The sequence below is a fragment of the Vibrio sp. 10N.261.51.A3 genome (genome assembly GCF_041471965.1).
In the GTDB taxonomy this organism is placed as follows: domain Bacteria; phylum Pseudomonadota; class Gammaproteobacteria; order Enterobacterales; family Vibrionaceae; genus Vibrio; species Vibrio crassostreae_C.
Window position 1 is genome coordinate 9781 of sequence record NZ_JBFRPK010000062.1, and the last position, 10010, is coordinate 19790.

Below are 10010 nucleotides of genomic sequence, written 5' to 3' on the forward strand. Positions count from 1 at the left end.
GCACTAAGCTCGCTTTTAACTATCTGTTTTTGAAAAAATTACAGCAGTTCAACCGACTGCTGGGCGATCACGAATTCTTCGTTGGTTGGGATAACCATTGCTACTGCGTCTAACATTTCAGACTTAGCGATGATCCCTTCAGCACCAAAGCGAGCAGATTCGTTACCTGCTACATCTTCAACGAAACCTAGAATCTTAAGGTTGTTTAAGATCTCACGACGAATTGGTAGAGAGTTCTCACCGATACCACCAGTGAAGATGATACCGTCTAAAGAATCTAGCGTTGCTAGGTAAGAAGCAACGTATTTCGCTACGCGGTAAGTAAACACCTCAAACGCAAGCTTAGCGCCTTCGTGGCCCTCTTCCATTGCTTCTAAGATGCCACGAGCATCGCTCGTAAGACCAGACACGCCAAGGAAGCCAGACTCCTTGTTTAGAGAGTTAAATACTTGCTCTTGTGACCAGCCTTTCTTAAGTAGGTATTCGATGATGCCTGGGTCTAGGTCACCACAACGTGTGCCCATCATTAGGCCTGAAAGTGGTGTGAAGCCCATAGAAGTATCAACACTGTTACCATCTTTAATAGCACATACAGATGCACCGTTACCTAGGTGAACAGAGATGAAGCTCGATTTTTCGATTGGCTTGTTAACCATCTTCGCAGCTTCACGGCTAACGAAGTAGTGGCTAGTGCCGTGGAAACCGTAGCGACGTACGCCGAAGTCTGTGTATAGCTCTTTTGCGATTGCACCAGTGAATGCACGTTGAGGCATTGTTTGGTGGAAAGCAGTATCAAATACAGCGAACTGAGGTAGAGAAGGGAAAGCTTCAATTGCAGCACGGATACCGATAGCACCTGCTGGGTTATGAAGTGGAGCTAGGTCAGATAGGCTTTCAATTTCGTTCGTTACTTCTTCAGTAATGCGAACCGTTTGAGTGAACTTCTCACCGCCGTGAACGATACGGTGACCGATAGCCACGATATCAGCCGTGAAGCCTAGGTCTTCCATCAGGCCAACCAATTTGCCAATGGCAATTTTGTGGTGGTTATCTTCACCTTGAATGGCAATTTCAGTTTTCTCGCCTTGGAATTTCCAGCTCATACGAGCATCTTCAAGACCAAAACACTCCCCTAGGCCACTTAATACTGCTTCACCAGAAACAGAATCGATTACAGCAAATTTTAGGGATGAACTACCCGAGTTAATAACCAGAACAAACGAATTAGACATTGGATATGGATCCTGTTTCAGTACGAATTGGATGAAGTGTTTACTTCAATTTTAGTTAAGTCCATTATTCAATAATTTTTGAATCTTTCAACTTTTGTTTTGAAAAAAACACTAAATGAACACAATTAAGTTGATCTTGGTCATTAAATTATTTATTTCGAGAGCGGAATTAAAAAATAGTTGAATAAGAAAATTAATGAACAGGTGACGCAAACGAGTGCTCACGTTATTTTTAACTTGATTCAGTTAATTAAAGCGACTCGAACAAATGCAGGTGATCCGCTTGAAAAACAACCACCCTTCCCTTTCGTCTGCTTATCATTACCGATAACTTTTTGCTCGATTTCTCAATTGCTCAGTGTTTGCATCAAAAAGCTCACTGAAGTTGAGAATAGTGATCTGATCTTATTTTGATTGCCTTCGAGCACAACTCTACGAATAGATGCACTGTAACGACGCTTAGATAGCCTTCACTCTTTGTTTCAGCATCTTGTAGCACGTTCTTTTGGTATAGGCTTAGAACGCAATACAGCTAAGTTTTGGCACTAACATTCGTTCTAGGCGCGATGCTTAGTTTCATGGACGAAGCATAGTTTCAGGAACGAAGCTTGATTAAAGTAAGTTAGCTACGAATATCGAGCCAACCAAAGCTTAAGTTCAAATAGCAGGCACAAAAAAGCCGAGCATTACGCTCGGCTTTTAAATTCAGTGTCTAGACCTAAAGCGTCTAAGCGACAGGTTGATTAACCTTCGTTGCGCTCTGGACGACGACCACGGTTACCACCGCCATTGCCGTTACCATGGCCACGTTCGCCACGGAAGTTACCACGGTGATCGCCACCACGGTTACGGTCGAAACGACGTTCGCCATCACGTCCGCCAGCAGAGTTACCATCGCGAGCACCATCACGGTTGCCACGGTATCCACCACGACCGCCTTCACGGTTACCACCTTCGCGGTTGCCGCCTTCACGGTTACCACGGTAGCCGCCACCATCACGACCGCCACGGTTGCCACCACGGTTGCCATCACGACCGCCGCCGCCACGACGAGGCTCACGGAAGTCATTGAAATCAACAACTACAGCGCCAGCTTCTTTTTGACGAATGCGAAGTTTGCTTAGCTTACCAGCAGTTTCAGAGTTCATTGCTTTTGGCAGTTGAACGTAAGTAGAACCTTGGTCTAGCTTGATAGCACCGATAGAACCTTTAGTTAGGCCAAGTTCGTTTGCTAGTGCGCCAACGATGTCTTTAACCTGAACGCCTTGCTCACGGCCAACTTGTAGTTGGTAAGTATCCCAATCTTGAGTATTGAAGTTGCGACCACCACCGTCACGGCCGTTGTCACGATCTTCACGACGCTCTTTGCGACGGTTCTTATCACGCTCAATAGCAGCGATCATTGGGTCTTCGCCAACGTAGAATAGTGGGCTCTTACCTTGCTGACGCTTAAGAAGCATTGCAGCTAGAGTAGCAGCATCAACTTCTAGAGACTCTTGAAGAGTAGAGATAAGACCTGCAAAGTTTTCTAGTGCTTTGCTTTCTTTCTCAGTTTCAAGTTCAGCGCCAAGCTTAGCAACACGTGCAGCAGCAACTTGGTCACGTAGAGGAAGTTGAATTTCTTCCATTTGAGACTTAGTTACGCGCTCGATTGTGCGAAGCATGCGAATTTGGTTAGTGCGAACTAGTAGGATCGCTTTACCTTTACGTCCAGCACGGCCAGTACGACCAATACGGTGGATGTAAGATTCAACATCGAATGGGATGTCGTAGTTGAATACGTGAGTGATACGTGGAACATCAAGACCACGAGCTACAACGTCAGTTGCAACTAGGATGTCGATCACACCTTGTTTGATGTGATCAACAGTACGCTCACGTAGAGACTGAGGAATATCACCGTGCAGTGCAGCAGCTTTGAAGCCACGTGCAGATAGCCAATCAGCTAGACGCTCAGTGTCTTGACGAGTACGTACGAATACGATTGACGCGTCAGTTTCTTCAGTTTCTAGAAGACGAGACATTGCTTCGTCTTTTTCTACGCCTTTAACAACCCAGAAGTTCTGCGCTACTTTATCAACTGTGTGGTTAGTACCAGCAACGTCAACTTTAGCCGGGTTACGTAGGTAACGGTCAACAATAGTCTTAACCATTGGAGGCATAGTTGCAGAGAAAAGTACACGTTGTGCAGATTCTGGAGCTTGCTCTAGGATCCAAGTAACGTCATCTACGAAGCCCATTTTCAGCATTTCATCTGCTTCATCAAGAACAAATGTGTGTGCTTCATCTAGGTGTAGACGGTCACGAGTCAGTAAGTCTTTAACACGACCTGGAGTACCAACAACAATGTGAGCACCGCGGCTTAGAGCACGCATTTGGTCAACAATTGAAGCACCACCGTAGATTTCAATAACTTTAAGACCTTTGATATCACGGCCAAGGTTTTTGATTTCCGCAGCAACTTGAATCGCTAGCTCACGAGTAGGAGCCATGATGATTGCTTGTGGTTTGTGTTGGTTCAGGTTGATTTTGTTAAGTAAAGGCAGAGAGAATGCTGCTGTTTTACCAGTACCAGTCTGTGCTTTACCTAGTGCGTCACGGCCTTCAAGAAGAAGAGGAATAGCTGCTGCTTGGATTGGAGTCGGAGAAACGAAACCCATGCTATCAAGAGCTGAAAGAATGTTATCGTTTAGGGCTAATTCATTAAATTGAATTACAGATTCGGACATTGGGATCCCACTATATATAAGTAAACAAAAGGTCCCGGGAGCTCTATCAATTCCAATACTGATCCAATCAGATACTGATTCCATTCAGAGTTACGAAGCAGTAATAAAACACTTCAAGCCATTAGGGACGTCTAAGGGAGGCGGATTATTCCCTAAATGCATAAAAAAATCCAGAAAAAATTGAAATACATCACATATTTTTCGCTTTTACATCAATACTGGTTATCATATCGTCAAAACTTGATGAATATCTCGTCACAGCACCCATCTCCTAGCAAATTGACCTAGTTAAATAAGAGGGCAATTAATTAACGCTCACTTCGCCTTTAAGTAGTAATCAAGCCTCGCAATGATTATAGTGTGCTCAATTGTCCTCGATAGATAAAAGTCAAAATGTTTCAAGATAATCCTCTACTCGCTCAGCTCAAGCAGCAAATCCAAGAAACCCTCCCTAAAAAGGAAGGTACCATCAAAGCCACTGAAAAAGGTTTTGGTTTTCTCGAAGTTGATAGCAAAACAAGCTTCTTTATCCCGCCTCCGTACATGAAGAAATGTGTGCACGGTGACAAGGTGATTGCCATCATTCGCACAGAGAAAGAGCGCGAAGTAGCAGAGCCTGAGGAATTGGTTGAACAAGGTCTTACTCGCTTTATTGCACGAGTTAAGCTTTTCAAAGGCCGATTGAACGTTGTTCCTGATCACCCGCAGCTCAAAAAACTGCAACTTAAAGCGAAAGCAATGAAGGGTCTAAACCCTGAAACGCTTAAAGAAGGTGACTGGGTTGTTGCTCATATCGTTCAACACCCATTAAAAGGTGACAATGGTTTCTTGGCTCAGATCTCTGAGAAAATCACAGACGCTGACGACAAGATTGCACCTTGGTGGGTAACGCTGGCACAAAACGATCTACCAAACAGCGAGCCTGAAGGCATCGACAACTGGCTAATCAACGATGACGCCGATCTTGAACGTGTAGACATGACGCACGTCCCTTTTGTGACTATCGATGGCGAAAGCACAAAAGATATGGATGACGCGCTTTACGCGAAGAAGAAAGAGAACGGTGATTTTGAACTGACTATCGCAATTGCTGATCCAACGGCTTACATCTCTCCAGATGATGCGATGGATAAAGTGGCACGCGAGCGCGGTTTCACTATCTACCTTCCTGGTCGCAACATCCCAATGTTGCCTCGTGATCTTGCTGACAACCTATGTTCACTGATCGAGAACGAAGTTCGTCCTGCACTTTGCTGCACAGTAACGGTATCTAAAGATGGCGTTATCGGTGATGACATTAACTTCTTCGCTGCAAACATCAAATCTCATGCTCGTCTTGCTTACGACAACGTATCAGACTGGCTAGAAACAGGTGCATCAGAGAAATGGCAACCATCAGAAGAGATTGCTGCAATTGTTTCTGATCTTCACCAATTTGCTCAAGCACGTTCAGCATGGCGCTCAGCAAACGCTGTTGTGTTCCCAGATCGCCCTGACTACCGCTTTGAACTGAGCGAAGATAACGATGTTGTCGCTATCCACGCTGACATGCGTCGTAGCGCAAACAAGCTGGTTGAAGAATCAATGATCAGCGCGAACATCTGTGCGGGCCGAGTACTAAAAGAGAGCTTCAACCAAGGTGTGTTTAACTGCCATTCTGGTTTCAAGGCTGAGAAAATCTCCGACGTTCTTGAACTGGTAAACCCGCAAGCGGAAACGCCGTTCACTGAAGAGCAAATCATTTCTCTAGAAGGTTTTGCTACTCTACGTCGTTGGTTAGGTTCTTTAGATAACAGCTACTACGACAACCGTATTCGTAAATTCCAAGCGTATAGCGAGATCAGCAATGAGCCTGCACCGCACTACGCGATGGGATTAGATATTTACGCAACTTGGACTTCTCCAATTCGTAAATATGGCGACATGATTAACCACCGTATGCTTAAAGCACACATCTTAGGTAAAGCGCCAATTCAAACACCAGATGAAACTATCGGTGATGAACTTGCCCTGCACCGCCGTCACCACGGCATGGCTGAGCGTAATGTTGGCGATTGGTTGTATGCTCGCACTCTAGCCAATGCTCCAGCAGAAGAAACTCGTTTCCAAGCTGAGATTTTCGATATTAACCGTGCAGGTATGCGTGTACGTTTACTTGAAAATGGTGCTGCTGCATTTATCCCTGGATCTCTCATTCTTAATAATAAAGAAAGAATAGAGTGCAACGGTGATATGGGTACTGTATCTATCGATAAAGAAATGGTATACAAACTGGGAGACGTTTTAGAAGTAGTTCTCTCTGAAGTTAATCAGGAAAACCGTAACTTAGTAGCAAAACCTACTCAAGTATTTGCGGACTTGCCTAGCGAGCCTGAAACGACAAACGAAACCGAAGCTTAAAGGCGTTAACAGCTACAGCTTTCAAGGTTTCGGCTTTCAAGGTCAAAGCTATCAAGGTCAAAAGCTTCAAAGGTTCACTTCTAAAGGCGCTAATTATTAGCGCCTTTTTTGTAAATGTCTCATGCTTAAACAATACTTAAAAAAAACAATCAATAAGCAATCAATTTACAACGTCAAAGAAGCTCACTATGTCATCAATCACAGTTACTCAGTTCAGAAACTTCATTCCCAGGAGACGAGAACGTTATCCTGCCTCTAAAAACGGTATCTTTATAGTGTCGAAAGGCAGCATTTCTTTTGTGTTGCCCAATGGTACTCAAGCCTCGTTGCAAGCGGGAGATTTCACCCTTTACAATTCTGGTCAGATTAAAGACATCACGGTTAACACTGAAAATGGCGAATTCAGCGCAACCTGCTTAGATTTTGATTTGGCTATCTTTCAAAAGTTCATTAATCAGTTCAGCGATTTAGAGTCCGCTCGAATCCCAGACAAGTACATTAAGTTCAATCAAACGGATACTGAGCTCTGTCAGTTGAAAGACCTCATCATGTCACTGGCCAACTCTTCTTCTCAGAATGACTACGCACTCACTCAATTAGGCTTAAGTTTGCTGTCTTTGATGGTGGAACAGTACCCAGCTCTATTGGCTATTATTGCTCGAGCTTCAAGGTTAACCGTGACCCAAAGAGTCATTCATTACATCGAGCAAAACATTGAAAACAATATCTCTTTGGATACGCTCGCCAGTTACATGGGAATGTCACCGGCTACACTTAAACGTCGCTTATCGGCTGAAGATCTGTCGTTCTCAAACTTATTAAAGATAAAACGTATTGCTCATGCAGCCACTCAGCTAAGAACATCGGATAAGTCGATCACTCAAATCGCGTATGAGTCAGGCTTTAAAAGTGCCGCTCACTTCAGCACGGCCTTTAAAACGTATCACGGAAAAACACCAAAAGACTTCCGATCGCTAGTGGCACAAGCATAACTGCAGAGCGTAAAGCCGCAAGTTTAAAGAAACAAAGCGATAGATTGATGTGGACGTCTTAGTTGGGAACTGGTGTAAACCAAGTGGCTTCAATATTAAGCCACTTGGGTGTGGGATGAGATGATTTGGCTTTGGGATTCAGTGGTTGAGTTTTGATACTCATTGATTCAGCTTTGCGAGCAGGCCACCAGCAAACGTGAAAACAGAGTGACTATGACCAGAAGTACGATTTAGGGTCTTTTTCTATTTCCGCCAAAATAGCATCAAGATCCTTCGATTTAGGAAGGTACGGATACGGCCCCCAATTCACAGAGTCGGTTTCGACATCCCCTTCAAGCGGCACCATCACTAACCAACAAGACAGCGACTCATCAAAAGTCACGCAGACGATCTCGTTTGTATAATCACTGTGAGATGAGTCGAGTAGATAATGCGCCTGAGAAAACAGCACACCACCCTCACACTCTTCATATAGGGATTTGCCTAGCTCGACAGGTAAACTTCGATTTCGAGATGTACAGAGCCTCTCGGCCCCAATTAAAAGACGATTCAGCTCGATATGAATGACGGACATAACACCCCTTGTAACTTCATAGAAACTTCTAAGTAGTGAATTCCTCTACTTAGCTTAGGACTCAACAAACATTTTAGCGAACAAGCGTAATCAAAATACCTGCCCTGCTCCCAGAAACGAATCTTGCTTTCGGAAACCCAGAAAGCTACGACTCATCAAGCGAACAGCTATACATCGAGAGTATGGAATTTCACAAAAGTGTCATATAACCGACCTATCATATGCGACAAATGTTATTAACTAGGAGTTGTTTATGTTACGAGTCGCGCTTGCCTCTCTTTTATCCTTAGCCCTGTCTTCTCATGCTGCTTTAGCACAAGAAACCACTATTTCGGGCTCCACTTCAGTATCACGAGTGATGGATGTATTAGCTGAGGAGTACAACAAGACTCACCCTGATAACTATATTGCGGTTCAGGGCATTGGTTCTACAGCAGGTATTACCATGGTTAATAAAGGTGTCTCTGACATCGGTATGAGCTCGCGTTATTTAACCGACCGCGAACAAGACGAGAAGTTGAAGGTATTTCCAATTGCCTTTGACGGCCTAGCTGTAGTAACTAACCGCTCAAACGCTGTAAGCAACGTTACACGTGAGCAGCTGTTCGATATCTACAAAGGCAAAATTACGAACTGGAAAGCTGTGGGTGGCGCAGATCAGCCTATCGCAGTTGTCACTCGCGAAGCGTCTTCTGGCTCACGCTATAGCTTCGAAAGCTTGCTTGGTTTAACGAAGATCATTAATGACCGTCTAGTGTCTGACATCAACCCAAATAACTTGGTTGTAAACAGCAACAGCATGGTTAAAACGATTGTTAACCATAACCCACACGCGATTGGTTTTATCTCTGTTGGTTCAATCGACCGTTCGATTAAAGCAATTACATTTGAAGGCGTAGAGCCAACATCTAAGAACATTGCTAACCACAGCTATGAATTGGCTCGCCCATTCTTGTTGCTGCACAAGACAGACTCAGTTTCTGACGAGAGCAAAGACTTCATCAAGTTCGTGAAGTCAAAGCAAGGGCAAGACCTTATCGAAGAGTACGGCTACACTCGCATTAAATAAGTGAGTGAGTTTTATCTTATGAAAAAAAAGAGAGAGCATTAAGCTCTCTCTTTTTTTTGGAATCTATATGGTTCGTTTAGAAGTGAAGTTGAATCACTGAAACGATCACAGCGCCAGGACGACGAATACCTTCGATTTCGACGCGAATTTCGCGTTCAATCTCTAGGCCTTTCTTAATTGGCGTTACTTTTGTTAGCGTACTTTTAGCACGAACATTACTGCCCGATTTAACAGGGTATGGGAAACGTACTTGGTTAAGACCAATGTTTACGACCATCTTCGCTGTTGGGAATTGAGACTTGTCAGGGTCAACACTGTCAGTCAATCGAGGAAGCAGAGATAAAGTTAAAAAACCATGTGCGATGGTTGTTTTGAACGGAGAGTCTGTTTCCGCTTTTTCAGGCTCAGTGTGAATCCACTGCATATCTTCAGTAACAAGGCCGAACTGGTTAATACGGTCTTGACTTACATTGATCCAGTCGCCAGTATGGATGACTTCACCGATCTGTTGATTAAGCTCATCAAACACAAGTTGTGCTTCTGGCTTAAGTACGATCGGCTGTTCCACCGGCATCTCTGGTGCATCTTCATTGACAGCAGGTTTGTGGTGATCACGAACCCACGCAAAGAAATGGCTATTTTGCGTACGATTAAGAAAGTCGCCCCAGTAATCTCTAAGAGCTGGAGACATCCATTGCATAAACTCTGAGTGTTGCGAAGACATGCTATCGCCTCGGTGTTTAAATAAATCAATGACTTTCATAAGAACCTCAATGCACAAAAAATTTCAATATAACTTCGTAATTTTGAAACACTTCACACTATTGTGCAAATGTTTTCGAGCATACAACCGTTAGCTGAACCTTGTTAAAATCATATTAAACATATACTTACCAATAAAACATCATTTTATTACAAAACCCAAATTAGAGTGTTAGCTCTATCACATGACAAACATTTGTTTATATAAAAGGCGTTTTTATTCATAAGTGGAATAAAAAAAGGTTCATCGCG

7 protein-coding genes are annotated in these 10010 nt (G+C 43.8%); 3 read left to right on the forward strand and 4 right to left on the reverse strand.

From position 1 onward, the window contains the following. Nucleotides 1-38: 38 nt before the first annotated feature. Nucleotides 39-1232, reverse strand: a complete 1194-nt coding sequence (locus AB4371_RS15875; protein WP_017064366.1) for an acetate/propionate family kinase — start codon at nucleotides 1230-1232, stop codon at nucleotides 39-41. A gap of 743 nt (nucleotides 1233-1975) precedes the next feature. Beyond that, a complete protein-coding gene (locus tag AB4371_RS15880; RefSeq protein ID WP_080582207.1) occupies nucleotides 1976-4045 on the reverse strand; it encodes a DEAD/DEAH box helicase in 2070 nt (689 codons plus the stop codon). A 309-nt stretch (nucleotides 4046-4354) separates the two neighbouring features. On the opposite strand from AB4371_RS15880, the gene rnb reads away from it, so the two are divergent. Both rnb and AB4371_RS15890 read left to right on the forward strand, forming a co-directional pair. Beyond that, nucleotides 4355-6361: an exoribonuclease II gene (gene rnb, locus AB4371_RS15885; RefSeq protein ID WP_017059497.1), complete on the forward strand. Its 2007-nt coding sequence runs from the start codon at nucleotides 4355-4357 to the stop codon at nucleotides 6359-6361. 188 nt (nucleotides 6362-6549) lie between these two features. Beyond that, nucleotides 6550-7353 (forward strand): helix-turn-helix domain-containing protein, encoded by an 804-nt coding sequence (locus AB4371_RS15890; protein ID WP_372150316.1) that lies wholly within the window; start codon nucleotides 6550-6552, stop codon nucleotides 7351-7353. 211 nt (nucleotides 7354-7564) lie between these two features. On the opposite strand, the gene AB4371_RS15895 is transcribed toward AB4371_RS15890, so the two are convergent. Beyond that, nucleotides 7565-7927 (reverse strand): DUF3024 domain-containing protein, encoded by a 363-nt coding sequence (locus AB4371_RS15895; RefSeq protein WP_017059495.1) that lies wholly within the window; start codon nucleotides 7925-7927, stop codon nucleotides 7565-7567. A gap of 253 nt (nucleotides 7928-8180) precedes the next feature. Between AB4371_RS15895 and AB4371_RS15900 the strand changes: the two genes are divergently transcribed. After that, on the forward strand, nucleotides 8181-8996 hold the full coding sequence (locus tag AB4371_RS15900; protein ID WP_017064361.1) for a phosphate ABC transporter substrate-binding protein: 816 nt from the start codon (nucleotides 8181-8183) through the stop codon (nucleotides 8994-8996). Between the two features lie 76 nt (nucleotides 8997-9072). On the opposite strand, the gene AB4371_RS15905 is transcribed toward AB4371_RS15900, so the two are convergent. Further along, on the reverse strand, nucleotides 9073-9759 hold the full coding sequence (locus AB4371_RS15905; RefSeq protein ID WP_017059493.1) for a MaoC family dehydratase: 687 nt from the start codon (nucleotides 9757-9759) through the stop codon (nucleotides 9073-9075). Nucleotides 9760-10010: the final 251 nt, after the last annotated feature.